This is a genomic window from Mesorhizobium sp. BR1-1-2 (assembly GCF_020165435.1).
Taxonomy (GTDB): Bacteria; Pseudomonadota; Alphaproteobacteria; order Rhizobiales; family Rhizobiaceae; genus Mesorhizobium.
Map to the genome: position 1 here is coordinate 1 of NZ_JAIUID010000027.1, position 25,454 is coordinate 25,454.

The 25,454-nt window shown below is 61.5% G+C and carries 25 protein-coding genes and 5 pseudogenes; 20 read left to right on the forward strand and 10 right to left on the reverse strand.

Translation table 11 applies throughout. The features are described from left to right. A pseudogene (locus tag LB551_RS30195) lies at positions 1-914 on the reverse strand (hypothetical protein); the annotation flags it as partial. A gap of 390 nt (positions 915-1,304) precedes the next feature. Between LB551_RS30195 and xth the strand changes: the two are divergent. From xth to LB551_RS29440, 12 genes are all read left to right on the forward strand, one after another. Next, complete coding sequence (xth, locus tag LB551_RS29385; protein ID WP_140554015.1) at positions 1,305-2,093, forward strand: exodeoxyribonuclease III; 789 nt, start codon at positions 1,305-1,307, stop codon at positions 2,091-2,093. 139 nt (positions 2,094-2,232) lie between these two features. After that, positions 2,233-3,324 carry an IS5 family transposase gene (locus LB551_RS29390; protein ID WP_224661367.1) on the forward strand — a complete coding sequence of 364 codons (1,092 nt, stop codon included), beginning with the start codon at positions 2,233-2,235 and terminating at the stop codon, positions 3,322-3,324. Then, complete coding sequence (locus LB551_RS29395; protein ID WP_140554011.1) at positions 3,321-3,668, forward strand: hypothetical protein; 348 nt, start codon at positions 3,321-3,323, stop codon at positions 3,666-3,668. Before LB551_RS29390 ends, LB551_RS29395 begins: the two co-directional genes overlap by 4 nt. A gap of 296 nt (positions 3,669-3,964) precedes the next feature. Continuing rightward, on the forward strand, positions 3,965-5,494 hold the full coding sequence (locus tag LB551_RS29400) for an ABC transporter substrate-binding protein (RefSeq protein WP_224629782.1): 1,530 nt from the start codon (positions 3,965-3,967) through the stop codon (positions 5,492-5,494). A 114-nt stretch (positions 5,495-5,608) separates the two neighbouring features. Further along, the gene (locus LB551_RS29405; protein WP_181172652.1) at positions 5,609-6,550 is read left to right on the forward strand and encodes an ABC transporter permease; all 942 of its coding nucleotides are present in this window, start codon (positions 5,609-5,611) and stop codon (positions 6,548-6,550) included. Continuing rightward, the gene (locus tag LB551_RS29410) at positions 6,550-7,413 is read left to right on the forward strand and encodes an ABC transporter permease (RefSeq protein ID WP_140554008.1); all 864 of its coding nucleotides are present in this window, start codon (positions 6,550-6,552) and stop codon (positions 7,411-7,413) included. The genes LB551_RS29405 and LB551_RS29410 overlap by 1 nt, the downstream gene beginning before the upstream one ends. Then, positions 7,413-8,636, forward strand: coding sequence for an amidohydrolase/deacetylase family metallohydrolase (locus LB551_RS29415; RefSeq protein WP_140554006.1), 1,224 nt, complete (start codon positions 7,413-7,415; stop codon positions 8,634-8,636). Before LB551_RS29410 ends, LB551_RS29415 begins: the two co-directional genes overlap by 1 nt. After that, complete coding sequence (locus LB551_RS29420; RefSeq protein ID WP_140554005.1) at positions 8,624-9,652, forward strand: ABC transporter ATP-binding protein; 1,029 nt, start codon at positions 8,624-8,626, stop codon at positions 9,650-9,652. Before LB551_RS29415 ends, LB551_RS29420 begins: the two co-directional genes overlap by 13 nt. Then, positions 9,649-10,644, forward strand: a complete 996-nt coding sequence (locus LB551_RS29425) for an ABC transporter ATP-binding protein (RefSeq protein WP_140554003.1) — start codon at positions 9,649-9,651, stop codon at positions 10,642-10,644. The genes LB551_RS29420 and LB551_RS29425 overlap by 4 nt, the downstream gene beginning before the upstream one ends. A gap of 13 nt (positions 10,645-10,657) precedes the next feature. Then, on the forward strand, positions 10,658-11,149 hold the full coding sequence (locus LB551_RS29430; protein WP_140554002.1) for a RidA family protein: 492 nt from the start codon (positions 10,658-10,660) through the stop codon (positions 11,147-11,149). 25 nt (positions 11,150-11,174) lie between these two features. Beyond that, a complete protein-coding gene (locus LB551_RS29435) occupies positions 11,175-12,374 on the forward strand; it encodes an aminotransferase class V-fold PLP-dependent enzyme (RefSeq protein WP_224629784.1) in 1,200 nt (399 codons plus the stop codon). Between the two features lie 61 nt (positions 12,375-12,435). Further along, the gene (locus LB551_RS29440; protein ID WP_224629785.1) at positions 12,436-13,251 is read left to right on the forward strand and encodes an IclR family transcriptional regulator; all 816 of its coding nucleotides are present in this window, start codon (positions 12,436-12,438) and stop codon (positions 13,249-13,251) included. A gap of 77 nt (positions 13,252-13,328) precedes the next feature. Here the strand turns inward: LB551_RS29440 and LB551_RS30065 are convergent. After that, positions 13,329-13,506: pseudogene (locus LB551_RS30065) on the reverse strand (ABC transporter ATP-binding protein); the annotation flags it as partial. An 86-nt stretch (positions 13,507-13,592) separates the two neighbouring features. On the opposite strand from LB551_RS30065, the gene LB551_RS29445 reads away from it, so the two are divergent. Then, positions 13,593-13,772 carry a hypothetical protein gene (locus tag LB551_RS29445; protein WP_140553996.1) on the forward strand — a complete coding sequence of 60 codons (180 nt, stop codon included), beginning with the start codon at positions 13,593-13,595 and terminating at the stop codon, positions 13,770-13,772. Between the two features lie 53 nt (positions 13,773-13,825). On the opposite strand, the gene LB551_RS29450 is transcribed toward LB551_RS29445, so the two are convergent. After that, entirely contained in the window at positions 13,826-13,999 is a 174-nt protein-coding gene (locus LB551_RS29450; protein WP_181172651.1) for a hypothetical protein, read from the reverse strand. Between the two features lie 259 nt (positions 14,000-14,258). Here LB551_RS29450 and LB551_RS29455 point away from each other — a divergent pair, with 259 nt between their 5' ends. Beyond that, a complete protein-coding gene (locus LB551_RS29455) occupies positions 14,259-14,441 on the forward strand; it encodes a hypothetical protein (protein WP_140553995.1) in 183 nt (60 codons plus the stop codon). 487 nt (positions 14,442-14,928) lie between these two features. On the opposite strand, the gene LB551_RS29460 is transcribed toward LB551_RS29455, so the two are convergent. Further along, the gene (locus tag LB551_RS29460; RefSeq protein WP_224629786.1) at positions 14,929-15,177 is read right to left on the reverse strand and encodes a hypothetical protein; all 249 of its coding nucleotides are present in this window, start codon (positions 15,175-15,177) and stop codon (positions 14,929-14,931) included. A gap of 203 nt (positions 15,178-15,380) precedes the next feature. Here LB551_RS29460 and LB551_RS29465 point away from each other — a divergent pair, with 203 nt between their 5' ends. Further along, a complete protein-coding gene (locus LB551_RS29465; protein ID WP_181172650.1) occupies positions 15,381-15,644 on the forward strand; it encodes a hypothetical protein in 264 nt (87 codons plus the stop codon). Positions 15,645-15,663: 19 nt separating this feature from the next. Here the strand turns inward: LB551_RS29465 and LB551_RS29470 are convergent, their stop codons facing one another. Both LB551_RS29470 and LB551_RS29475 read right to left on the reverse strand, forming a co-directional pair. Beyond that, positions 15,664-16,260 (reverse strand): SOS response-associated peptidase, encoded by a 597-nt coding sequence (locus LB551_RS29470; RefSeq protein ID WP_140553992.1) that lies wholly within the window; start codon positions 16,258-16,260, stop codon positions 15,664-15,666. Positions 16,261-16,905: 645 nt separating this feature from the next. Then, positions 16,906-17,051 (reverse strand): annotated as a pseudogene (locus tag LB551_RS29475) (electron transfer flavoprotein subunit alpha/FixB family protein); the annotation flags it as partial. 344 nt (positions 17,052-17,395) lie between these two features. Here LB551_RS29475 and LB551_RS29480 point away from each other — a divergent pair. The 3 genes from LB551_RS29480 to LB551_RS29485 all read left to right on the forward strand — a co-directional run bounded on the left by LB551_RS29480 (position 17,396) and on the right by LB551_RS29485 (position 20,159). Then, positions 17,396-18,052: a dihydrodipicolinate synthase family protein gene (locus LB551_RS29480; RefSeq protein WP_318012776.1), complete on the forward strand. Its 657-nt coding sequence runs from the start codon at positions 17,396-17,398 to the stop codon at positions 18,050-18,052. 61 nt (positions 18,053-18,113) lie between these two features. Then, positions 18,114-18,329, forward strand: a complete 216-nt coding sequence (locus tag LB551_RS30070; RefSeq protein ID WP_318012777.1) for a hypothetical protein — start codon at positions 18,114-18,116, stop codon at positions 18,327-18,329. Between the two features lie 582 nt (positions 18,330-18,911). After that, positions 18,912-20,159 carry an NAD(P)/FAD-dependent oxidoreductase gene (locus LB551_RS29485; RefSeq protein ID WP_181172670.1) on the forward strand — a complete coding sequence of 416 codons (1,248 nt, stop codon included), beginning with the start codon at positions 18,912-18,914 and terminating at the stop codon, positions 20,157-20,159. Positions 20,160-20,208: 49 nt separating this feature from the next. Here LB551_RS29485 and LB551_RS29490 read toward each other — a convergent pair. Next, a pseudogene (locus LB551_RS29490) lies at positions 20,209-20,484 on the reverse strand (FAD-dependent oxidoreductase); the annotation flags it as partial. Here LB551_RS29490 and LB551_RS29495 point away from each other — a divergent pair. Next, a pseudogene (locus tag LB551_RS29495) lies at positions 20,483-20,719 on the forward strand (hypothetical protein); the annotation flags it as partial. The pseudogenes LB551_RS29490 and LB551_RS29495 overlap by 2 nt on opposite strands. A gap of 185 nt (positions 20,720-20,904) precedes the next feature. On the opposite strand, the gene LB551_RS29500 reads toward LB551_RS29495, so the two are convergent. From LB551_RS29500 to LB551_RS29510, 3 genes are all read right to left on the reverse strand, one after another. Further along, positions 20,905-21,723: a carbohydrate ABC transporter permease gene (locus tag LB551_RS29500; RefSeq protein WP_140554461.1), complete on the reverse strand. Its 819-nt coding sequence runs from the start codon at positions 21,721-21,723 to the stop codon at positions 20,905-20,907. Further along, entirely contained in the window at positions 21,724-22,512 is a 789-nt protein-coding gene (locus tag LB551_RS29505) for a carbohydrate ABC transporter permease (RefSeq protein ID WP_224629780.1), read from the reverse strand. It abuts the gene before it with no gap. A gap of 221 nt (positions 22,513-22,733) precedes the next feature. Next, a complete protein-coding gene (locus LB551_RS29510) occupies positions 22,734-24,008 on the reverse strand; it encodes an ABC transporter substrate-binding protein (RefSeq protein WP_181172671.1) in 1,275 nt (424 codons plus the stop codon). 267 nt (positions 24,009-24,275) lie between these two features. Here LB551_RS29510 and LB551_RS29515 point away from each other — a divergent pair, with 267 nt between their 5' ends. Further along, complete coding sequence (locus LB551_RS29515; RefSeq protein ID WP_140554466.1) at positions 24,276-25,436, forward strand: ROK family transcriptional regulator; 1,161 nt, start codon at positions 24,276-24,278, stop codon at positions 25,434-25,436. Positions 25,437-25,454 lie beyond the last annotated feature (18 nt).

A 25,454-nucleotide genomic window follows, 5' to 3' on the forward strand; every position in this document is an offset into this window, starting at 1 on the left:
CCTCGCCCCCTCGCCCCCTCCGCTCCAGGCTTCGTGCTTTTCGGCGGGCGATTCTGAGTTCAGCGACCGTTGCGTGCCACCAGCCCCTGTCCGTTTCTGACGATCCGGCAGCACGCCGGGCCGGCCATGTTCCGATCAATTCAGCCAGTGTCGCCGGCCGCCAACGGCCCCAAACAAGATCGATGTGCGCACCCACCAAGTGCGGATAGGACGCTGTCAAATCCGCGGTTCGACAGATTCATTAGTGATTTCGGTAAAGATGACGATACCGCATTGCTGCGTTGCCACAGCCTTGCCAACAGGAGGTAAATCATCAGGTGGCAGGGGATAGCGATGCCGCCTGCGTTCAGCATGCCGCAACTTGGCGGCCTTATATTCCTCCGAATTTCTGGACGCTTCCCTTCGCCGCTTCCTCTTCTCTGGTTCCGCCCGGTGGGCGGACCTTTCGATGCTTGGCCAGCGGCGCCTCAACTCCTCGTAGGAGCGAAAAGGCACCTTCCAAGCCCGCAGTTCGCCATCCCAGCTGGCCCATGGAACGGCTTGCATTTCCTCAACAACCGCTCGCGATAGGGCGTGCGGATGCGCAGGTCGTCGGCGATTGCCAGATACCGGCTCGATAGAGGCTCGAAGGCGAAGGCGTCTCGTCCCTTGGCGTCATCATGCGCTGCGCGCGGAGCCGCCTCTTGTGCTAACCAGCGCTGGATCCGCCGCGACGCGCTTTTTCCCGGCACGAACCAACTCCTGCGCTCGTAGCTCCACCTGGCCCGCGGAAGTACCTGTCGAAACCGCTCAATCGCCTTTCGATCGTACGCAAAGCGCGCTTCGCACCAGGAATTGGCCGCGGTGCGGCAGGGCGGTCGGAATCTTCCATCAGATTGCGAATGGCAGCAATGCTCATAAAGAACGCGGCGCAGGCCATTTGGGCTCAACAACGCCACCGCGGGCTTCTATGTCACAGCCGCGAGCGGCCGCATGCGGAAACTTTCACCGCGCTGAACCGTTAATTGTGCTCCGGAGAGGGTCGATTGATGCCCAGACGAGACGCCAAGCATCCAGCGGTCCCACGGCGAGCGAGACCTCGCTCGCGTCCCCTTAAAGGCGAAGAGGCGGAAGTGGACCACATCGTGGAGACCCAAAACATATCGCCAACCCAGGCGCGAGAGCTTGTGCGGCGTCACGGAAACGATTGGCGAAAGATCGATGAAGCTGCAAAGTCTTATAAGGACGACAGCTAGGCACTTCCGAGCCGGGCGACCGAAGTTGCCGGAGACAACCCGGCGAACGGTTTCGGCTTGAGATGGCGAATGATCACCATCGCAACCTTCAACGTAAACGGCGTCAACGGACGACTGCCGGTCCTGCTCAAGTGGCTCAACGAAACTACACACGACGTCGTTTGTCTTCAGGAACTAAAAACGTCGGACGAGAAGTTTCCTGTCGGCGCCCTCAATGATGCCGGTTATGGTGCCATCTGGCACGGCCAGAAATCTTACAACGGGGTGGCAATTCTTGCCCGCGGCAGACAGCCCTTGCAGCGCAGGAGCGGCCTGCCGGGCGACCCCGACGATACCCATAGCCGATATATCGAAGCCGAAGTCGGAGGACTGGTGATCGGCTGCATCTACCTGCCGAACGGAAATCCCGCACCAGGCCCCAAATTTGACTACAAGCTCAGTTGGTTCCAGCGTCTGACCAGCTATGCCCAGACACTGCTCAAATACGACACGGTCCTGTGCGGCGACTATAATGTGGTGCCCACAGCCTCCGATGCAGTGGTGCCGGCGCGCTGGCTGGCCGATGCCGTTTATTTTCCAGAGTCTCGTCAGGCTTACGCCGATATGTTGACGATGGGCTGGACCGATGCCGTAAGGCGCATCCACCCGGAAAAAGGTGTTTACACCTACTGGAATTTCTCCAACCGGCACGGTTACGATCGCAGCTCTGGCCTGCGGATGGATCATCTCCTGATCAGCCCCGCTCTTTCGCCTAGACTCCAAGGCGCCGGTGTCGATGTCTTAGTGCGCGGCTGGGAGAAGCCAAGCGATCATGCACCGGCCTGGATCGAGCTGAATTGGCCAGGCAAGAGCCACTGACCGGCCATGGGGCAAATTAACCCGAGCGGTTCATTTGTGATCGCGACCCGACAAACGCCCTAGCAGGCCGTTGAAAAAGTCGCTCGCCGTCGAGCCATGAGCGTGATTCGTTGGCTCCGAAGGGATTCGGAGGTGAAGGGTGCGCGGCGGCGACGATCGAACTGGCGAGTTGTTCAGCTACGTGGACCATGAGGCGCGGGTGCGACGAGATCATCCGCTGCGGGCCATTCGTGCGATCGTGAACGAGGCGCTGTCGGCGCTGGAGGGGGAGTTCGCGGCGCTGTATTCGTCGATCGGGCGGCCATCGATCCCGCCCGAGAAGGTGCTCAGAGCGATGCTGTTGCAGGCATTCTATTCGATCCGCTCGGAGCGGCTTTTGATGGAGCGGCTGGAATACGATCTCTTATTCTGCTGGTTCGTCGGCATCGGCGTCGACGATGCGGCATGGAACCCTTCAGTGTTCTCGAAGAATCGTGACCGGCTGCTGGAAGGCGACGTCGCGGCGAAATTCCTGGCGGCGGTCTTGGCACAGCCCAAGGTGAAAAAACTTCTGTCGACGGACCACTTCTCGGTCGACGGCACGCTGATTGAGGCCTGGGCCTCGATGAAGAGCGTCAAAGCGAAGGACGGTTCGGACGAGCCACCGGCGCAAGGCGATGGGCGCAACACCGAAGCGGATTTCCATGGCCGGAAGCGATCGAACGACACGCATGTCTCGACCGCCGATCCGGACGCCAGGCTATACCGCAAGGGCAAAGGCAAAGAGACCAAGCTGTGCTTCATGGGGCATGAGCTGATGGAGAACCGCCATGGTCTGCTGGTCGATGCCTGCCTGACGCTGGCCGACGGACATGCCGAGCGGGTGGCTGCGCTGCACATCATCGAGCCTCGTGCCGACCGGCCGGGCGCGGTCACGCTCGGCGCCGACAATGCCTATGACGCGGAGGACTTCGTCAACGAGTTGCGCTCGATGCGGGTGACACCGCACGTGGCGCAGAACACGAACGGGCGAAGTTCGGCGATCGATCGCCGCACGATCCGGCACGGCGGCTATGCCGTCAGCCAGTGTATCCGCAAGCGGATCGAGGAAGCTTTCGGTTGGATCAAGACGGTCGCCGGGCAGCCGAAGACCAAGTTGCGCGGTCGCGACCGCGTTGGGTGGGCCTTCACCTTCGCGGCTGCCGCCTACAACCTGGTGCGGCTGCCCAAGCTCATGGCGGTGCCGATATGACTGTGGCCGCAGGCTGCCAGTTGATCGGCCGCTGGCGCATCGTGGAAGCCGATCTGTGGGATCGCAGCTACCTGAACCTCGGCGGCCCCGCCATGATCGCCATTGGCGGCGACAACAATGGCGAGATCGCCCTTGGCGTCCTGCAAGCCGGCCTCGACCTCATCTACAGCCCGTCGATGGTTCACTTCACATGGGCCGGATGTGACGAGATGGACGAAGTCACAGGCGACGGCCACGCCGAACTGCTCGACGACGGCTCGATCGAGATCACATTCACCTACCACAACGGCGAGGAGGCCATCCTCAAGGCTATACGGCAGACTTCTTCAACAGCAGCCTGCTAGGGGCCGCGGTTCCGCGTCGGCCGCAATCCTGAGCATCAAAAGCAATGGCATGTCTTCCGTGGGAAGAGCGCGCCAACCGGCGCAAGGCTGCGCCACAAGGCCCAACGCTATTCAGAAAGCGGGTTCGGCCAGTGCGGAGAGATCTGATGAAGTTGTCTCATGACCGTTCGCGCACGGACCGGATCCGCAATCTAGCCCAGCTCGGGCTTCGCCGCTTGACGCGAGGCCTCATGGGCGTAAGCTTAGTGCGTAACTAGACTATATATTCCATAAAACTGGAACCTGGAGGAGAACGAATGAAGCGCGTACTGCAAGTCGTCGCGTCGTTCGCCGCATTGCTGCCGGCGCTGGCATGGGCTGAACCGCAGAAGGGGGGTGTGATCGACGTCGCCACCGTCGGCGAGCCTCCGACATTGGATCCAATGGCATCGACCGCCGATCTGGTCGGCATCATCACGCAGCACATTTACGAGACGCTCTATACGTTCGACAACAAGTGGGGCATCACGCCGCTCCTGGCCGCCGACCTGCCGACGATATCGCCGGACGGACTAACTTACACGATCCCGCTAAGGACGGGCGTCAAGTTCCATGACGGTTCCGATATGACATCGGCCGATGTCATGGCCTCGCTGAAACGCTGGATGAAGGTGGCGACGCGCGGCAAGCAGGCGGCGGACGTCATAAGCTCGCTCGACGCCCTCGACGAGAAGACGGTCAAGATTACGCTAAAGAAGCCCTACGCGCCGCTGCTGTCTCTTTTGTCGCTCAACAATGCGGCGGCCATCATCATCCCCTCTGAAAATGCCGACGAAGATCCGCTGACAAAGTTCATCGGAACCGGGCCTTACATGCTCAAGGACCGTAAGCCGGATCAGTTCATCCAACTCGCCCGCTTCGATGGCTACAGGTCCCGCGACGGAGAGCCGGATGGCTATGGCGGGGCAAGGAAACAATATCTGGACGAAATTCGCTTCGTGCCTGTTCCGGATCCCAATACGCGCGTCGAGGGCGCCGTCGCCGGCCAGTTCGCCTATGCCGATTCTCTTCCTGTCGAATCCTACGACAAGATTTCCGGCGGCAAGACAAAGCCACTTATCTTGAAGCCGTTCGGCTGGCCCGTGTTCGTGATGAACACCAAACAGGGACTGAATTCCGACGTCCGTATCCGCAAGGCCATCCAGGCAGCGCTGGCGCCTGAGGATATGCTGCTCGCCGCCTTCGGTTCCAAGGATTTCTATGCAGTCGATGGTGCCATGTATCCGGAAGGCTTCGCCTGGCATTCGAACACTGGTACCGAAGCCTACAAGCCCGAGGGCGACACCGAGAAGGCCGCCGCACTGCTCAAGGAAGCCGGCTATGACGGCAAGCCGCTGCGCATCCTGACCAGCCGCCAGTACGAATTCCACTACAAGATGGCACAAGTGGCTCAGGCCTATCTGGAGCAGGCCGGCTTCAAGGTCCAACTCGATGTCGTCGAATGGGCGACACTGACCAAGAACCGCACCGATCCGGCGCTGTGGGACATCTACATCACCCACAGTCCCTTTCTCGCCGAGCCGTCCCTCAACGGCTTCATGTCCGACAACACCCCGGGCTGGTGGTCGAGCGACGCCAAGCACAAGGTGCTGGACGCATTCAACTCCGAGGCCGATCCGGCCAAGCGCGCCAAGCTCTACGAAAACGTCCAGAAGGTGATCTACGACGAAGCGGCGGTTTACAAGGTCGGCGATTTCAACGCCCTGGCCGCAGAGGTGCCGAACCTCAAGGGCGTCACGCCCGCGCCCTGGCCCTATTTCTGGAATGCTTATCTGGAAGGCAAATAGCCGTACCTCCTGCCTTTCCCCTTTGCTTGGGGAAAGGCAGCCGGGCATCCGCCCGGCGAGGCCGCCGGCCGGCGGCCCGCTCAGACAACCAGCCACGGGACGATTTCAACACGGATGCTCCGCTCGGTTCTCAACAGGCTTCTCGGCATGATTGTGGTCATGGCCCTGGTCGCCACCATCGTCTTCGTGATCGTGCGGGTGACGCCCGGCGACCCGGCCGCGGTCATGCTCGGGCCCGACGCGACGGCCGCCGATATTGCCGCGCTTCGCACCAAACTCGGGCTTGACGGCTCGATCCTGGAACAGTTCTGGCGCTACATCGCCGGCGTGTTGCAGGGGGATTTCGGCCAGTCGATCTTCCTCAACGAGCCGGTCACCACGGCCCTTGCCCAGCGCGCTGAACCGACCTTCTTTCTCACGGTGCTCTCGCTGCTGATTGCCAGTGTGATCGCGCTTCCGGTGGGCATCCTCTCCGCTTACAGGCGCGGCTCGCTTTTCGACCAGGCAGCCACCACGATCGCCATGTTCGCGGCAAGCGTTCCGAGCTTCTGGCTGGGCCTGCTGTTCATCCAGTTCTTTGCCGTCAGGCTCGGCTGGTTCGACACGTCGGGATATGGCGGCCCCGGCGCCTCCTTCGGCGACCGCATCGCTCATCTCGTGCTGCCGGCGCTGGCGCTCGGCCTGGTCAGTTCGGCCTTGATCACGCGCTTCACGCGCGCCTCAATGCTGGACGTTCTTAACGATGACTACGTCCGCACCGCGCGCTCCAAGGGCATGAGCGAGTGGCGCGTGGTGCTCAAACACGCCCTCAAGAATGCGCTTATCCCTATCCTCACCGTGATCGGCCTGACGGCGGCGCTGCTGATTTCGGGAGCCGTCGTCACTGAAACCGTGTTCGGGCTGCCTGGGGTCGGCAGCCTGGTCGTCTCGGCGGTGCTGCGGCGTGATTATCCGGTCATCCAGGGCGCGCTGCTGGTTATCGCCGGCCTTTACGTGCTGGTCAATTTCATCATCGACATGCTCTACATCCTCGTCGATCCCCGGGTGCGCTACTGATGGCCGCGATCGCCCCCCCGCTGCATCAGGAAGCCCACCTGCTGTCACGGCTGCTGGGCCGCCCGACGGCGGCGATTGGACTGGCCGTGCTCGTGGCTATTGCAGTGGCGGCGATTTTGGCGCCCGTCATCGCGCCCTACGCACCGACCAAGCTTTCGATCGCGAGCCGGCTACATCCCCCGAGCCTCGAGCATCTGTTCGGCACCGACGATCTAGGCCGTGACGTTTTCACGCGCATGCTCTATGCCGCGCGCACCTCCCTCTCCGTCGGCTTCTCAGTCGTCGTCCTTTCATCGGCGATCGGCATCGTCCTTGGCCTGATGGCCGGCTTCTTCAGGAAGCTCGACACCCCCCTTTCGCGGCTGATCGACGCCATGATGGCGTTCCCCGATATTCTGCTTGCAATTGCCCTTGTGGCGGCACTCGGTGCAACGGCAACCAACGTCGTGGTGGCGCTCGGCATCGTCTATGCGCCGAGACTGGGGCGGGTTGTGCGCGCCTCAACCTTGGTGATCCGCGAACTGCCCTATGTCGAGGCGGCGCGCGCGCTCGGCGTGCCGACGCCCGTCATCCTGGTGCGTCACGTACTGCGCAACGTCGCCTCCCCCATCCTGGTGCAGGGAACCTTCGTCTTCGCCAACGCCATCCTGGCCGAAGCCGGGCTGTCTTTCCTCGGCGTCGGCATCTCTCCCGACATCCCGACATGGGGCACGATGATCGCGGTCGGCCGCCAGTACATGGACCAGGCCGGCTGGATCATGATGTTTCCGGGCGCTGCCGTCGTCATCACCGTGCTGGCCCTGCAACTGGTCGGCGACGGCCTGCGCGACCTTCTCGATCCCCGTCTGGCAAAGGACATCTGATGTTTGGCAACCGTTTTTCCGAAACGAAGCAACCGCTTCTGATCAGGGGCGCCAAGCCAGTGGCTTTCGGCGATCGTTTCGGCCCTACCATCGACGTGCTCGTCGACAAGGACGGATGCATCGCGGAGATCGGCTCGACGATTGCCGCCGGCGACGACGTGAAGGTGGTGGAAGCGAATGGCGCGTTCCTGTCGCCCGGCTGGGCCGATCTGCATGTCCATGTGTGGTATGGCGGCACCGACATCTCCATACGGCCCCAGCAGTGTGGGGCCAATCGCGGCGTCACCACCATGGTCGACGCGGGTTCTGCCGGCGAGGCCAATTTCCACGGCTTTCGCGAATTCATCATCGAACCGGCACAGGAGAACATCTATGCCTTCCTCAACATTGGTTCGATCGGGCTGGTTGCCTGCAACAGGGTGAGCGAGCTGATCGACATGCGCTCGATCGACATCGACCGCACGATCGCCACCATCGAAGCCAATCGCGACGTCATCGTCGGACTGAAGGTGCGGGCAAGCCATGTCATCACCGGCGGTTGGGATCTGACGCCAGTCAAGCTGGCCAAGAAGCTCGGCCGCATCGTCAAGCTGCCAGTGATGGTGCATGTCGGAGAGCCACCGCCCCTCTATGACGACATTCTCGGCTTGCTCACCGAAGGCGACATCGTCACCCATTGCTTCAACGGCAAGGCCGGCGGCTCGATCATCGAGGACGATGACCTCTACCGTCTGGCGGAGGACGCGGCGTCGCGCGGCATCGTGCTCGATGTCGGCCATGGCGGGGCGTCCTTCTCGTTCGACGTCGCCAAGGCAGCGCTGGAACGCGGCCTGCCGCCGAAGACGATCTCGACCGACCTGCATAACCGTTCGATCGACGGGGCCGTATGGGACATGCCGACGACCATGTCGAAGCTGCTCTCGCTCGGCATGGCGTTCGAGGACGTGGTGACGGCATCGACCGTGGCGCCGCGGCGTGCCATCCGGATTGCCGCCGACGAGTTGCTGGAAAAAGGCAAGCCGGCCGAATTCACGTTGTTCGATCTGGTCGATGCCGCGCTGACGGTGAAGGATTCACAAGGCGCAACCAGTGTGCTGCAACAGCTGTTCGAACCGCGCTACGCAATTCTGGGTGCGAACGCAGTCCAAGCCCATCGGCACGTGCCGGCCGCGGATGGCGGTGACGGCAGTCCTGCCTGTCCTCATTGCGGATGGAAATCTTGAGCGACGTTCCGGCCTCGGACGTGATCCTGTCGGTCCAGGACCTCAGAGCCTGGTTCGTGACACGCCGCGTCACCGCCAAGGCGGTCGATGGCGTCACTTTCGACCTGAAACGAGGGGAAACGCTGGCCGTGGTCGGCGAATCCGGTTCGGGAAAATCAGTCACCAGCCTGTCGATCATGGGGCTTCTGTCGAGACCAGGCCGGATCGCTGGTGGAAAAATCCTGTTTCGCAACCGAGCCGGAAGGGTCGACGATCTCGCGAGCTTCGCCGCGAAGGATTTCCGCCCTATCCGCGGTAAGGAGATCGCGATGATCTTTCAGGAGCCGATGACCAGCCTCAACCCCCTTTACAGCGTCGGCGACCAGATTGGAGAAATGATTGCGCTACACGAACCGGTCGGCCGGCAGGAAGCGCGCAGACGAGCCCTGGAAATGCTGCGGCATGTCGAGATCCCCGATGCCACATCGCGCCTGGACGATTATCCGCACCAGATGTCGGGCGGCATGCGCCAGCGCGTGATGATCGCGATGGCGCTTGCCTGCAATCCTTCGCTGCTGATCGCCGACGAGCCGACGACGGCGCTCGACGTGACGATCCAGGCACAGATTCTCGATCTCTTGCGACGGCTGCAGCAGCAGTTCGGCATGTCAATCCTGTTCATCACCCACAATCTGGGTGTCGTCGCCGAGATCGCGCACAATGTCGTGGTCATGTATGCCGGCCGCGTCGTCGAGCAGGCGCCCGTCAACGATCTGTTCGCGCATCAGCACCATCCCTATACGCGCGGCCTGCTTGCCTGCACGCCCAATGCAGCGCGCGACGTCGATGCGGCCGGCGAGCGCAAAACACTGTACTCCATCCGCGGCAGCGTGCCGCCCATCACCGCATTGCCGCCCGGCTGCGCCTTCGAGCCGCGCTGCGACTATGCAATCGCCCCGTGCCGGGCAGCCCCGCCACCGTTGATGCCGGCGGGCTCCGCAGGGTTCTCCCGCTGCATCCGGAGCGCCGAATTATGATTGCCGACGCTGAAACCAATACCACGACACAAGCAGCCCCCCTGCTCAGCGTCCAGGCACTGACAAAGCGCTTCCCCGCGCGCAACGGGCGTGTCGTACACGCCGTGGAGGACGTCAGTTTCGAGGTCAAGCGCGGCTCGACGGTCGGTCTGGTCGGTGAATCCGGATCCGGCAAGACCACGGCCGGTCGCGCCATCTTGCGCCTGGTCGAGCCGACCAGCGGCAAAGCCCTGTTCAACGGCGTCGATCTCTTCTCGCTGTCGGCACGCGAGATGCGGGCCTATCGGCAAAAGCTGCAGATCGTGTTCCAAGACCCCTTCTCCAGCCTCAATCCGCGCCTGCGTATCAGCGCAATACTCGGCGAAGCACTCGATGCCCGCGGCTATTTGCGCGGCAAGGCGCGGCAGGACCGCATTGCCGAGCTTCTTGCCCTTGTCGGCCTCTCACCCGATCATGCCTCCCGCTACCCGCACGAATTTTCAGGTGGCCAGCGCCAACGGATCGGCATTGCCCGGGCACTCGCGGTCGAGCCGGAATTCATTGTCGCCGACGAGCCGGTTTCGGCGCTCGACGTCTCGGTGCAAGCGCAGGTGCTCAACCTGATTGGCGATCTGCAAAAGCGGCTTGGCCTGACGCTGCTCTTCATCGCACATGACCTCTCGGTGGTCGAATATCTGTGCGACGAAGTTGTGGTCATGTATCTCGGCCGGGTGATGGAACGCGGCCCGAGCCGGCTGGTCTATGCGGCGCCGCGGCATCCCTACACTAAGGCCCTGCTGGCAACCGCGCCGGTGCCGGATCCAACGCGCCGGCGCATCCATGTACCGCTTTCCGGCGATATTCCGAGCCCGATCGATCCGCCGTCGGGCTGCGTCTTCCGCACTCGCTGTCCCGAAGCGATCGCAGCCTGCGCCGCCGCAATCCCGCCGATTTCGCCAATCGGCGGTGGACATCACGTGGCGTGCATACGCCACGACGAAAAAGCAGACTGACTGGAGTTCGCATATGACTTTTTCCGAGCCGACGAAGCGATCGGAAAACTCACCCTATGACCGGCTGAAGGCGCTGGGCATCACACTGCCCAAGGCGCCACCGCCAATCGCCAATTTCGTCACCTACGTTCAGGAAGGCAAGCTTCTGTTCCTGTCCGGCCAGGGGCCGACCGAGGCTGACGGCATGCAGCACACCGGCAAGGTCGGCGGCAACGTGACGGTCGAGCAGGCCTACGCGCATGCACGACTGACCGGCATCAACCTGCTTGCCGTGATGCATTCGTCGCTCAATGATTTGACCCGTGTGCGGCGGGTGGTGAAACTACTCGGCATGGTCAACGCCGTGCCCGATTTCGCCGACCATCCTGCTGTCATCAATGGCTGCTCGGATCTGTTCATCGACGTCTTCGGTCGAGCGGGGATCCACGCGCGCTCGGCTGTCGGGCACGGTTCGCTGCCTGGCCAAATCACCGTCGAGATCGAAGCCATCATCGCCATCGATTGAGTTGCCATCAAGGAGCACCGCCGCCATGCCGACTGACGATATCCGTCGCCGCCTTGACTTGAGACCGGTCATCAATGTTTCCGGCACGATGACCTCGCTCGGCGCGTCCATCGTAGTGCCGGATGCCGTCGAAGCGGTGGCGGCCATCCTGACCGAATTCGTCGAAATGGGTGACTTGCATCGCCGCGCCAGCACCGTGATCGCCGACCTGACCGGTGCCGAAGCCGGCTTCATTACGGCATCCTGCTCGGCGGCGATCAGCCTGGCAGTGGCAGCCTGCATGACCGGACCGGATCTGGCGGCGATCGAATGCCTGCCCGACACGGCCGGGCTGAAGGACGAGGTGGTCATCCAGTCCGGGCATATGGTGAGCTACGGCGCACCCATAGAGCAGGCGATCCGCATTGCCGGAGCCAAAGTCGTGCCGGTCGGCCAGGCAACAAGTGCCGCTGCCTACCAACTCGCCGGCGCCATTACCGAAAACACCGCGGCCGCCGTCTACGTCGTCTCACACCACGTGGTGGGCTACGCGCAAATCCCCTTGAAGATTTTCGCCGAAGTGGCCCATGCGCACAACGTACCGGTGATTGTCGATGCGGCGTCGGAATACGATCTGAAGGGCTTCCTGGCCGATGGAGCCGACCTGGTTCTTTATTCCGGTCACAAGTTCCTCGGTGGCCCGACCTCGGGCATCGTTGCCGGATCCAAGGCAAGGGTGCGCGACGTCTATCTGCAAAATCGCGGCATTGGCCGCGGCATGAAGGTTGGCAAGGAAGGCATCGTCGGCGCTGTGGCCGCCCTGCAGGCGTGGAAAACACGCGACCATGACGGCATCCGCGCCCGCGAACGCAAGGCGCTCGACTGCTGGCTCGAGGCGCTCGATGGCCGGCCGGGCATAGTCGCCGAGATCGTCCCGGATCCGACCAACAATCCCCTCGACCGCTTGAAACTGTCGGTCGACCCCAGGGAGGCGCGCATTGCCGCCTGGGATCTGGCCGACCGCCTCGCTGCCGGCGACCCTCCGGTCATCGTGCGCGACCATGAGGTCGAGCACGGCTATTTCTTCCTCGACCCCTGCAATCTGCATCCGGATGAGGAGCTTGTCGTGGCAGAGCGGCTGGCCGTGGAACTGGATCAGGCGCGCAAGTCGAACGTGATGGCGGCCACGTCCTTTGAGGAGCGCCTGCGCGCACGCGAAGCGGCGATCCTGAAATGGCTGGATTGATATCAGGTCTCGCAAACAGCCATTCCGTTCAACATTTGCCTTCAGAAAGATGTCCGAACCAATGACCAGGACAGTGGACCAAATTGAAGCGGCGCCAATCGCGGCGCCTGAGCCGCGCCGCTCGCGCACCAGCGGCATCGACCGGGCGCTGCAGATCCTCGATTATCTGCAGAAGGTGGAGCGGCCGGCGACCGCCTACGAGATCGCCCGCGACATAGGCGCGCCGCTGTCGACCATCTATGTGATCGTTGACGACCTTGTGGAAAAGGAGTTGCTTGACCGGCAGGACAATCGCCTGATTTGGCTCGGGCCTCGCCTCTACCACTATGGTTTGACCTATGCGCGCACCCTTGATCTTCTCAATGTCGCGATCCAGGAGATGCACGAGCTTGCTCACAGTTCGGGCGAAACCATCCAGATTTGCGGGCGCGATGGCGATCAAATGGTGGTGCTCGCCATGAAGGAGGGCAAGGATCACTTCCAGGTGACCTCGCGCGTAGGCACTCGCAGCCCCCTCAACTGGACCGCCTCAGGCCGCATGCTGGTCGGCCACTTGCCGGAAGAGGAACGCCGCGCCATTTTTGCGCGCTCGGCAACGGCGTCCCCGACCGGCCGAGCCGAAACGGATGAGGAGGTGCTGGCGAGCGCGGCGGCTGCGGCGCTCGAACAACGCCTCTCGATCCAGGCCGGTGAATCCGACTTCTCGGTGGCGTGCATCGCCGCCCCCATATGCGACGGCGAGGGGGCTTGCAGGGCGACGATTTCCATCGTGGTTCCCGATATCAAGCTGAAGCAGAAGAATCCGGATCTGGTCGACCTGGTCAAAGCCAGCGCCAGGCGCATCGAATCCCGGTTGGGCTGGCGCAGCGCAAGGTGACCAACAACGGCGCCCGATCGGCATCCCACCGGCGCTTTCTTGGCGTCTAGTCCAGGTCGAGGCGCGGCTGCCAGCAACTATGGACGCTGCAGCAGGTCCGGCTGAGCCCTGAGCTCGGCAGCGGCGGCCTCGTGGACGACATGGCAGTTGCTTAGAATATAGACGCGGGTCGCGAGCGCGAGAGTCGGCAAGGTTCTGCTCGACCAGCACGGTGGTCTGCCCTGCCAGCGCCAGTTCGCGGCAGGCGCGCACCATGAAAGGCCGGTGCGCCTTTTGCTCGAGATCCACGCACGCCTTTTAGAGGTGGGACATGCACAAGAGGCAAGCTTCGCAGGGAAATCATGGCCGACGTCCTCGGATTGAGCGTGCCACATCTTATCGCGTCCTGCAGAAGCTGCGGCGCCCAGCAGCTCATCACCAGCAATGCGCACCTCATCGAATTGACGGATCTGGCGGGCCTGCGAAGGTTAGCGCAGTACCAGCCGCTGGTGCTCGCCCCGATCCCTTTGCCGCGGCGCTAGGATTGATCCGGGCGGAGCAATCCGGATAACCGGGTTCGACGAATTAAGCTCGGTCACCGAAAATAACAGTTGCTGCCAAGTGCGAAGCGGTTGCCGATCATCGTTCCGTAGCGTGCGCCGGCGAGCGGGCGCATGCCAAGCGTCGCTTGGTCGCCAGGCTCGAGTGCGGCGCCGTTGGCAGCGATCACCGCCGCCAGTCCGCCCGGACCCTCCACCGCGACTTCCATCGCTGCCACGGACCAACAGGCGAGCTGGCCCGTGCGCCCAGGGCGCAACGGCTCACTCAGCTTGCTCTTCTGAGAAGGTTGGTCACGGCAATTCGGCTAAGCGAGGCACAAAATATTCAGCGGCCGGTTTTGTCCTCAGGCATGCGCTTCTGAACAAGCGGCAATGGCTTGCTCCTGGACCAGCTGCCGTGATACACCCCGAGCGCTGCGATGCCGTGCACTACGGGTTTCGCAGCGCTCCCACGAGGTAGGATTGTCGATGAAAAAGTCCGCGATTGTCGTCGCTGCAAACGACAACCGTACCGCACAGCCATCCGCTTCCCGGCGCAAATTCGTCGAAGCGGATGCAGCGCCGGCGGATTTACAGGCAGGAAGAGAAGAGCCGACAGAAGCCCGCACCCTGACAGCGTTGCAAATGTTTTGTCGCGTGGCGGGCGTCTAGATCGTCTCTGAGCCGGCTGCTTCATCCAGCCGGCATGGAACAGGCTCTAAATTGCCGACCCGCTGTATCTGGCCGCTTCCTTCCACAATGCGAGCGCAAGGGCAGGAGTCCGTCCTTTCACCGCATATTCGCGATCCCGGTAGCTTCCCGCCGCGATCCATACAGTTTTCGAACGTTGGTAGATCGTAATGCCCCGTGCGTTCGCCCGCGCGAACAGATCTGCGTCATTTCGATACATTGGTTCCAACCCCCGTGACCCCTCGAGGGGTAAGGTGCAACGAACATGCCAAGTTTACGCGCGTAGCTAATATTACACATCACAGAGCTGCCAGATGCGCCATTGAAGTGCACTTCCAGCCTCAGCGCTAAGGTGTCCCGTGGGTGTTTCCGCTGTATTGCACGTGAACTGGCGCCAGGTAACAGAATAGCGCGATCCGGAAACATTTGCTTAAAATTGTATTCCTTGGCCATCGGTGCCGGCGAACCCTCATGGCGGTTCGTCGCGCCAGATCACCCGACGCTCCCAACGGATCTCGACCAGCCTGCGAAAGCGGATCGTCTGCAATTCCTGGCCGACAGGGTGGAACAGCTCGGCGTTCATTGAACGCTTCTCGCCGCATGTCTGGCAACGGACCTTGGCGCGCACCTCGTCTATGGTGATGTTCCCAATGACCTCGCGCAATTCAGCCGGCTTGTAGAAGCGCTTGATATTGCAGTGGCCACAGCGGAGGCGCACCACCTGCCCTGCGTTATGGGCATTCAATAGTTTCCAAGGCACGCCGCGCGGCCATCGTTCGGGTTGTTCCGGCATAGCCTGAAATGAGGAACATATTCCTCCAAGGTCAAGGGGCGCTTGACATTTTCGTTCCTATTTTGTTCACCCCTCGCAGGATAACCACAGCACGGCGCTGACGGCGATCGGTATCTGAGGAGAGATCCGTGTCCGACCATGTATTGCCTAGCCAGAAAAAGCCGAAGCTGATCGTTGTCGTTGCGTTTGACCGTGGCGACGAAGGCGATCTCTGTAGCGCATACGGGCCGACGGATCAGCAAAGCGAGGAACGGGCAGTTCGTACGGCCAAGGCGCTGGCTTCCAAACATATCGGCGTCATTGCATGGAGCCGCGATGCCGACCCGGCGCTTGGCGACTACGGACCGCCCACAACGCTATTTGTCAGCGGCGACGTACCCGACATGGAATAGCCGCAAGGTTCGATGCGCGCTACGAGCTTTCGGGGCGCACCGTCTCCACGGCGAGCGATCCGGTCGGAAGCGGTCGCAGAAGCTCGGCCTCGGGCTTCGTCAGGTTAATCCAGGCTCCCCAATTCTCCGGTTGGAGGACTACGACCTGCCGATTGTGATACGGCGCGACATCCGGCCCAGGCTCGGTCGTCAACATGGTGAAGGTCGGCGGCTTGTTGCCGACAGCGTCACGCCAGAGTCCCGCGATGGCCATGAACGGAGAGCCGTTGAGCGTGAAGCGATGTTTTGCCTTGGGATATTTCGTGCCGGTGAATTCGAAGAAGGCGGAAGCAGGGATGAGGCAGCGTTTACTGCCGCCGAACTGACGCCCTTCCGAGCGGAAGTTGAACACAGGCCCGCCCTTCGGACCGGATGGTGGAAATCCGAATGTCATCGAAGCGAGCTCGATGGCGTCGTCAGCGGCGGCGCGCATTATCGGTGCCGGGTCGTTAATATGAATATCATCCGCCTGCGGCAGATCGAGCTCGGTTTGGTGGGTCGGGATTTCAAGCGCGAGCGATGCCATCATCCGGCAATATTCGGCCCAGAGTACATGCTGCTCGTAGTCATTGCACATGAAAGAGGCTCCTTGCTCATCCGAAAGTAATTCCGGTGAGCATTTTTTAGCGCCCACAAAGGCTTATCTTGTCCACGCCCTATTAACAAAGGTTAATTCCAATGGTTCGGGCGCGTTTTGCTGGTACATTTCTTTGGCGGAGCTCCAACCCGCAGGCCGGCGTCCCTCGGCAGGTTACTTACCCCCCCCGCCCCCCAAGAGACGCCGGCCACTTGCTCTTATGAGAATGCTATATTGAACCTCTATGTTGGGCAGCCTCAATCCATAGTGCGAGCGCAATGGCTGGCGATCGCCCCTTTACCTTCAAATTCCGGCCTCGATAGTCTCCGGCCGCAATCCATACTGTCTTCGAATTGATAGATTGTGACGCCCAGCGCACTCGCGCGAGCGAATAGCTCTGTCTTGTCTCGAGACATTCCGCTTCCGAGCCCCGTTGCCCCCTCATGGTTGCAGAAGCAACAACCATGCCACAGCTGCTGTGACATGGTGGCGAGCGCTACATGATGAGAGATTCAGCCGGACTCCGCACTGTCGGGAAAGAGCTTGACGAGACGAGATCTCGCCTCGCCGCCGCGTCGCTGCGCAGACCCTACAGTGAACCTAGCCATTGGGGAGCCGGCATGGAAGGCATTGTCGCGTTCAGGAAGCGCGCGCGCCCGAGATGATGATCTTGGCCGAGGTCAGCTCCGGACGGTCGTTCTCGGAGAGCTTGTTATAATGAAGGAGGAAAGACCTAGGTTGGCGGCAACGCCGACCGTCTCGACCGAGGCCGAGCCACCTTCGGGCGGGGCCAAGCGGCGCCGCTCTGCTTCGTCACAGTGTGTGATCAGGAAGCAAACTCCGAAGAGTCGCCCCCTCCAAAAGCCCGCCGAATTTCCACAGGTTGTCGGTGGCTGGCAAGGGCGTTAGGCCAAGCACAATAACTTCGCGGCGACTTTCCACTCCTGCTACGTCGGCTTTTGGGAGCTTCGGATGGCACTCAAAACGACCGAGAAAGGCGGCGTAAGATGCCGGCCGCTTTGAGGCGTCAACACTGTATCTGAACTGCTCGAATTTTAGGCTGCGATGTTCAGCCTTGTCGTCGCGAATGCATGCCTTCATACGTTCAGGAGCTATCTCCCGTAGCCGTGGCACCATGAGCGATCTCTGCGCCCTCCCCAAACATGCGCCGCGCGGCATCTGGGGCGCCGTGATGCTGGCGGTGGCGCTGGACGGCAACATAGACTGGAACGCTACGCAAGAGACTCTCGCGCGGCTCTGCGCATCGGGCGTTCACGGCGTCTATTCCGACGGCACGGCATGCGAGTTCCATTGCCAGACGGAAGCCGAATTCGACCGGCTGAGCGAGATGGTGGCGCAAGTCGCCGGCGCTGCGAAAATCCCTTTCCAGATCGGCATCAGCCAGTCCAACCCGCGCGTCGCACGCGAACGGCTGAAGCGTGTTGCGGGACTGACACCCTCGGCAGTGCAATTCACCTTGCCGGACTGGTGGCCACCGAGCGATGAGGAAGTTCAGCGTTTCGTCTCGGGTTTGGCCGACGCAGCGCCGAGCACGCCTCTGGTGCTCTACAACCCGCCCCACGCCAAGCGGCGGCTGAGCCTCGAAGCCATTGCCGCGCTGCGAACCGCGGTGCCCTCGCTTGTCGGCGCCAAACTACCCGGCGGCGACGCCAGCTGGTACGCCGGCATGCGGCGCGAACTGTCGGGCCTTTCGGTGTTCGTGCCAGGCCACGCGCTGGCAACGTTACGCAAACGGTGCGCATGGCAGCTATTCCAACATCGCCTGCCTTAGCCCGAAAGGAGCACCGCAGTGGTGGGCGCAGATACGAGCCGGCCAGCAAGCGGCGTTCGAGATGCAAGCACGCATACAGGCCTTCCTCGTGGACCACGTCCTGCCATTTCGGGCACGCTACGCCGTCAGCGACGCCGCCCTCGACAAGGCAATGGCGGCAGCCGGCAGCTGGAGTTCGATCAGGGCCCGGCTATTGTGGCCCTGTTCCTCGGTGCCCGACGAGGACATCCCACCGCTGGCGACGGCGGCACGCGCTGCCTTCCCCGGATGGTTCTAGCATGGCGCGCTTGCCGAATGGTGCCGACGGGGACTTTCGCTATATGGCGCAGCCGCGGCTGCTTTTCCTACTCGGGCGCTATGCGCGCGATCAGAAAAGTCGGCGTGACGATCTCGATGTTTTTCTTGCCGGTTTTGAAGCCGCCGACTCTGCGCCGACACGGTTTGGTCGGTCTGCGCTTTCGGCCGCGGCGAAACCGCCGCCTGGCGTCGGCCATCGGGCTGGGCGGTCATGTTCGTGCGCGGTTCGAGACCTCGCTATGGAATGCCGACGGAGGAATCGCGCGCGACAACGCCGAGTCTAGTGCAGAGCGGCCACTTGCATCGGCTCATCAGGCCGGCGTCATCCTTGGAATGGCATTTACCCTGCCCAGCCGCTAGGCCCGCCAGATGACCTAAAAGTCGGCGGCGGGACCGTTGTTGTCGCGAGGTCAGTAGCAAAAAAGACTTCTATCGGTGACCGCCCAGAATGCAGCCCTTTGCACCTCAAATCCTCGGGCTTCGTTCCCTTCAATCGCATCCGCCCATCGACACCGGCCGGGCATTCGTGCATTCACGGCCGGCAATTGGATGGACGGTGGAAATGCTGGATTCGGTCAGGTCGGTAGCTGTCGTCGGCGCTGGCATCGTCGGCGTCTGCGCGGCTCTTTATTTGCGCCGCGCAGGGCTCCAGGTAACTGTCATCGACCCTCTGCCCCCGGGCGGCGCGACGTCTTTCGGCAATGCCGGCATGGTGAGGCACGATTGCAACGTGCCACTCGCCATGCCTGGAATGTTGCGGCAAGTGCCGGGCTGGCTTGCCGACCCGCTCGGACCGTTGGTCTTGAGGCCACGCTATGCCTTGACGGCCGCGCCATGGCTGCTCAGGTGGATACGCGCCGGCAGGATGGACCGCGTCAACAAGGCGGCCGACGCCCTCGCTATCCTGCATCGGGACAACCTTGACTGCTATCGGGATCTTATCGGTGGCCCGGCTTTCGACGATCTGATCCGCAAGGTAGGCGGCATCCAGGTCTGGGAGAGCGAGGCGCACGGCCTGTCCGATCGCATCACCACCAGCATCAATGCGCGGCAGGGTGTCGTCACCGAGCCGTTGTCACGCCAGGATCTGCAGCGGCTGCTGCCCGGCATCTCGGCCATCGCCAGGCGCGGTCTGCTTTACCCGGACAACGCGCACACCATCAATCCGCTCCGGTTGGTCACGGCCATCTGCGATGGCGTGCGGCGGGCCGACGGCGTTTTCGCGGCGGAGCACGTGCTGAAGATCATCCCGCGCGAGGCCGGCGGCTACATGCTGATGACCAACACGGCGAACCGCAAGGCGGACGCGGTGGTGATTGCCGCTGGCGCCTGGTCGAACCGGCTGCTCGAACCGCTTGGCTTCAGCCTGCCGATGGAGACCGAGCGCGGCTATCATCTGATGCTACCATCGCCGTCGATCGAATTGCCGATGCCGATACAAATGAAGAACCGGGGTTTCGCGCTGACCCCGATGGAGCACGGTCTGCGGCTGGCCGGCACGGTCGAGATCGCCGGCCTGGAAGCACCACCCGACGAGCGGCGGTCCGAGATCCTGCTCACCCATGCGCGAGCCCTGTTCCCTGAACTGAACGGCGGCGAGCCGACGATGTGGATGGGCTATCGTCCTTCGCTTCCCGACAGCGTACCAGCGATCGGCCAGGTGCCGGGACACGGCTCCCTTTTCGTTGCCGCCGGTCACGGGCATACGGGCATGATCGGGGGCGGTTCGACAGGGCGGCTCGTTGCCGAGCTGGTGACGGGCAGCCCGACTTTCATTAATCCGACGCCTTACGCGCCGGACCGATTCTGAAAAGCGCTCAACTGTGCGCCGAACGCCGTTGGCGCAGGAAATCCATGCCCTAATAGGCCCAATAGGTCAGCTGCACCGCGGCGGTGCCGAACGGCCCGCCATTCCATAGCAAGCCGAAGGGAGCGAACAGGCGATAGCGGTCGCTGTCGCCTGAAATCGCCTCTGCGACGACCCGCGCGCCGATCGCCGTCGTGTTGAGGCCATGGCCGCCGAACGCGGTACAAGACCATACATTCGGCATCACCGGGCCGATCAGGGGCATCAGATGCCGCGCATAGGCCATCAGCCCTGACCATGCCGGCTCGATCTTGAGGCCTTCCAGTTGCTACAATCCCTATACCGGCCGGGGTGCGATTCCGGGTCTTCTCCCTCACGGCCCTCACAACGTCCGCGATGTGCTGGCCACGCATATCCTGAAGCAGACCGGCTCTTACGAACAGGCAAGCTATGCGATTCAGGACACGCCGGACATGGTGGCGCATCACTACGGCCGCTTCTTGCCACAGGACAAGGCTGCCCTCGCCGCCCGGATTTTAAACCAGGTGTGGGAGGCCGCGTAAGCCCTCCAACATCGGGAACCGCATACCCAGCAGGTGTTGCTTTCTGGGCAGATACAGGCTTGCTGACCGAAGAATCGTCGAAGAACGTGCGGCACCGGCGAGATCAGCGGTACCTGCCCCTGACCGAGGCCGCCCGCTGTACTCCTATCGCGATCGCGATTCAGATCTTATGCATCCAGATCCGATTATTTCCCAGCACCCCCGAGCAGGCCGCGCACGAAGGCCTTCTGGAAGAGCAGGTAGGCGAGCATCACTGGCAGAAGCGAGATAAGCGTCGCGGCCATAAGCGGACCGTATTCAACCTGCAGGCTGCTGGCGAAACCGGCGATAGTGACCGTGACAGGTCTGGCCTCGTCGCTCGTTGTCAAGGTAATGGCAAAGAGGAGATCGTTCCAGATGGCGCGACTCTGGATGATCGCGAGAGCGGCGAGACCTGATCCCGACGCCGGCAGAAGAAGTCGCCAGAAGTAAGCCGCCGGGGTGCAGCCGTCGATGAGTGCAGCCTCATACATCGACCTGGGTACCGACGCGAAGAAATTCCGCATGAAGAAGGTGCAGAAGGGAACGCTGTAGGCGGTGTGGACCAGCCACATGCCGGGAATAGTGTCGTAAAGACCGATCGCCCTGATCAGAAAAAACAAAGGAATTTGGACGATCTGGAAGGGAACGAGCATGCCGGTGAGCAGGAAAAGATAGACCACCCTTCCGCCAGCTCCGCGCATATAGGCAAGCGGATAGCCAGAAATCGCCCCCACCAGCAGCGACAGGGTCACGGATGGCACCGTGATCGCAATCGAGTTCAGGAAGCTTCGCCCCATCCGATCGTAGGCGATGGCGTAATTCTGGAAGAAGAGTTCGTTCGGCAACGCGATCACTCGCGTTATTTCGGACGGCGATTTGAGCGACGTCAGGAACGCAACCACCAGGGGGGCGGCAAAGATCACTGCCGCCGCCCCCAGGATCGAAAAGGGCAGAACCGTGCGCTTGGCGGTTGCAGTGTTCATCTATTCCGCCTCGCTGTCCTGAACGCGTTTTGCCAGCTGATAGATGTAGGGCATGATGATGAACCCCGCGATCACCAGAAGGCAGACCGAAATCGCGCTGGCGCGGCCCATCTCGAATCTACCGAACGCGGTGTCGTACATCTGCGTGGCCAGAACCTCGGAAGCGTATGCGGGGCCGCCGTTGGTCATCGCCCAGACAATGTCGAACAGGCGCATAGCGTCGACCGCGGCCATACCGAGGACAACGATCGTGGAGGGCCATAGAAGCGGGAAGCTAACCTTCCAGAAGACCTGCCAGGGTGTCGCCCCCTCGATCCTCGCGGCCTCTATGTACTCGACCGGAATGTTGCGAAGCCCCGCGAAGAACACCAGGAAAGCAAAACCCGTCGTCCACCACATCATCGAACCCATAAGCGCGAAATTAACGATCGAGGGGTCGCCAAGCCAGTTCTGGGCCAGGCCGCCCAACCCAACCGACCGCAAGACCGCCGTCAGCAGACCGTTGGTCGGCTCATACATCCAGCGCCAGATCGCGGCTACGGCCACGGCCGGGATTGTGAAGGGCAGGAAGAAGATGACCCGGAACACCGATTCACCCTTTATGCCCCTGTCGAGCAAAGCGGCCAGGAGCAAGCCGAGGCTCGTCGGCCCAAGCAGGAGGAAGACGAGCCACGAAATGTTGTTCAAAAGGGCGTGGAAGAAGCGCGATTGATGAAGCAGCACGACGTAGTTCTGCAGCCCGACATACTTCGGAGAGGGAGAGAAACCATCCCAGCTGTGAAGCGACAAATTGAATGTCGAAATGGTGGGATAGACATAGAAAACGGCAAAGAGAGTTACGGGAAGCGATAGAAAGACTGCGTGGGTCACCCCTGCGGTTTGAAACTTCCGGCGCATGAGTTGGAAGTTCGGCATGTCGGATTGTTCTCTCGGCGAGCGAAATTAGGAAATCGTAGAGTCAACGTCCCGGGATGTCGGGGCGCCCTGGGGGGGGCCCCCCCACCACGGTATCACCACTTCTGATAGGATCCCTCCGTCAAAGCCTCCTGCCGCAAGCCCTCAAGCGTCGTGATCATCTCGTTTTCGTTGGCGTCCGAGGGGTCGATCGCGAATTTCTCGATTTGGACGCCCAATTCCGTGCCAACCTTGGTGGGCAGCAGGAAAAACAAATTCGGCAGCACAGCGTTGGCCTTTGATGCATCCGCCAGCTCCTTCGCGAATTTGGCACCGACAGCATCATAGATCGACGGATCAACCGTCACGTTTGGTGCAAGTGAACCTTTCGGAACGGCAAACGCCGCCTGACCTTCCGCCGACGCAGCGGAGATCACGAACCTTTCAGCGGTTTCAAGCGTGTCGGCCGGTCCTTCCGGAACCGCGAAGGCATCCATCTGGAAAATCGCCTTGCCCTCTGTCCCTGGTGCCGGAAACACATCGAACTTCTCAACAGGGGCGAAACCCGCCTGTTTGAAATAGGCGGCCGCCCACGCGCCCATCATGAACATCCCGGTATTCCCGTTGACAACATCGTCGGCCGTTTGCGTCCAGGTCTTGCCGCTCCAGTTCTTGGCGTAACACGTCACCATCGTGCTGCGGTAAAGGTCCAGAGACTTGCGGAATTCCGGGGTATCGAAGCCGAGTTCACCACTCGCGATCTTGTAGTAGCCCTCGATTCCGACAGTGGATACGAGAGGCGCGTAAAAATTATACAGGCTCCAGAACGGACCTCCGGCGTTGCCCAATGGTTCCACACCTGCAGCGCGCAGCTTGTCGCAGGCGGCCACCAAGCCATCGTAATCCTTAGGAGGCTCCAGCCCGGCCTTTGTGAAGATCGCCTTGTTGTAAAAGATGTTGTTGATCAGCGACAGGTCATACGGAATGCCGTAAGGCTTGCCGCCTATCTTGACGACGCGCTGCACGCCCTCCGGAAAAATCTTGTCTCCGTTGATCTTTGCCCAGGTCTCCGAAAGATCATGAAGCTTGCCACTGTCGACGAATGTCTTCAGCTCCGACGCCATCGAGCTCTGATAGGCGGCGGGCGGGGTGTTTCCCATGAATGCGGTCTGCAATTGACGACGCATTTCGACGGCGTTGCCCGGGATCACCTTGCCGACGATCTGGTTGCTGGGATTCTGTTTATTGGCAAACGCGATCAAGGCTTCGATGCCTGCCTTTTCGGACCCTGCCGCGTAATAATGCCAAAGCTCCTTCGTGCCGTCGGCCCTGGCCACCGATGCGCTTGCGACCACGCCGAGCGCCACGCCGACCCATTTCGATTTACGCATTGTTCTACCCTCCGTTGAGCCGAGCGTTTGTCGTCGGCATATATTCTGTAAACAAGAAAAACCTACGCTCAAAAAACTACGTGCGTCAACAGATTGCGGTCGAAATATCCGGGTGGAAGTCCATCGCCGGAAGGGCAATCCGCGTAACACACTGTTACAATAAGATAATTTTTCCGTAATAAAATGGTCTGGCATTCGTCGATTGACAAATCACACGGCCTGCTCGTATGAATTATTCTCAATGCAAGAAAAACATCGGAGCGGGGCTTGAGCAAGTCGTTCATCAGGCATTTCAATGCCAATGCGATCTTTCACAGGATTCGCATCGAGCCGAACGTTTCGCAGCGCGACATCGTCGCCAAGACTGGCATCGACAAGTCCGTCGTCTCCTCCATTATCAATCAATTCAGCGAGTTGGGCCTGGTTGAACGCAGTCCTGTGGCAACCAGCAACAAGCCTGGTCGACCTGTAGAGGGCCTCACCATCTCTCCGGCTAGCGGATTGATCGTCGGCGTGCAGATCGAGGCCGACACAATCGGCTATGTCACTGCTGCGCTCGATGGAATCCCCATGCACTCCAAGGTCCAGGCGTTTGATGGAAAGCTGGGCGACGTCGTCGATCTCGTCGCTCGGGGTGTGAGGGAAATAGTCCGTGAATGCGGCCGCGACGGCGAGACGCTCGGTGTCGGCATTTCGCTTCCGGGCCTCCTAACCGACGAGGGCGTCTTGCTTCACGCTCCAGTCCTTGGATGGCGCGGCGTCCCTGTGGTGGACATGTTCTCCTCCGCACTGGATGCTCCCGTCTTTGCGGGCAACGACGGCAAGGCGGCCGCGATGGCCGAATACATGTTCGGTGAATGCGTCGGCGTCAGAGATTTTATTTATCTGTTTTCGGGCTCAGGCGTCGGCGGCGCCTTGTTTCTTGACGGCAACATCTACCGCGGCGCCAGCGGATTGGCGGGCGAACTGGGACACATCAAGGTTGTCCCGCAGGGCCGCTATTGTTCCTGCGGAGGCTCGGGTTGCCTTTCGCCTTACCTTTCCGAACCCGGGCTGGCGGAGGAGATCGGCAGGCTGACCGGCAATCAGCCATCTTCATTCAAGGAGATCATGGAGCGCGCCAGCGCGGACGATGAGGTGGTTGTCGGCGTCCTCGACAATGCTGGCGCGATTCTAGGCTCGGCGATTTCCAGTCTCGTAAACATCTTCAATCCGCCATTGGTTTGCCTCGGTGGCGATATGGCGAGCGCCGAGCCTTATCTGCGACCGGCGGTCGAACGTGCCCTGCAACGGCTGGCACATCCCTCGATGTCAGTGCAGACCAAAGTCATTTTCTCGCACTTGTCGACAGTCAGTCCGTTTCTCGGCGGCGTCGCACTCGCCCTCGACGGGGTCACGGGCCTCGATTCTCCACACGTCCTTCCGTGAGTTCAATTCAAGTCAGTT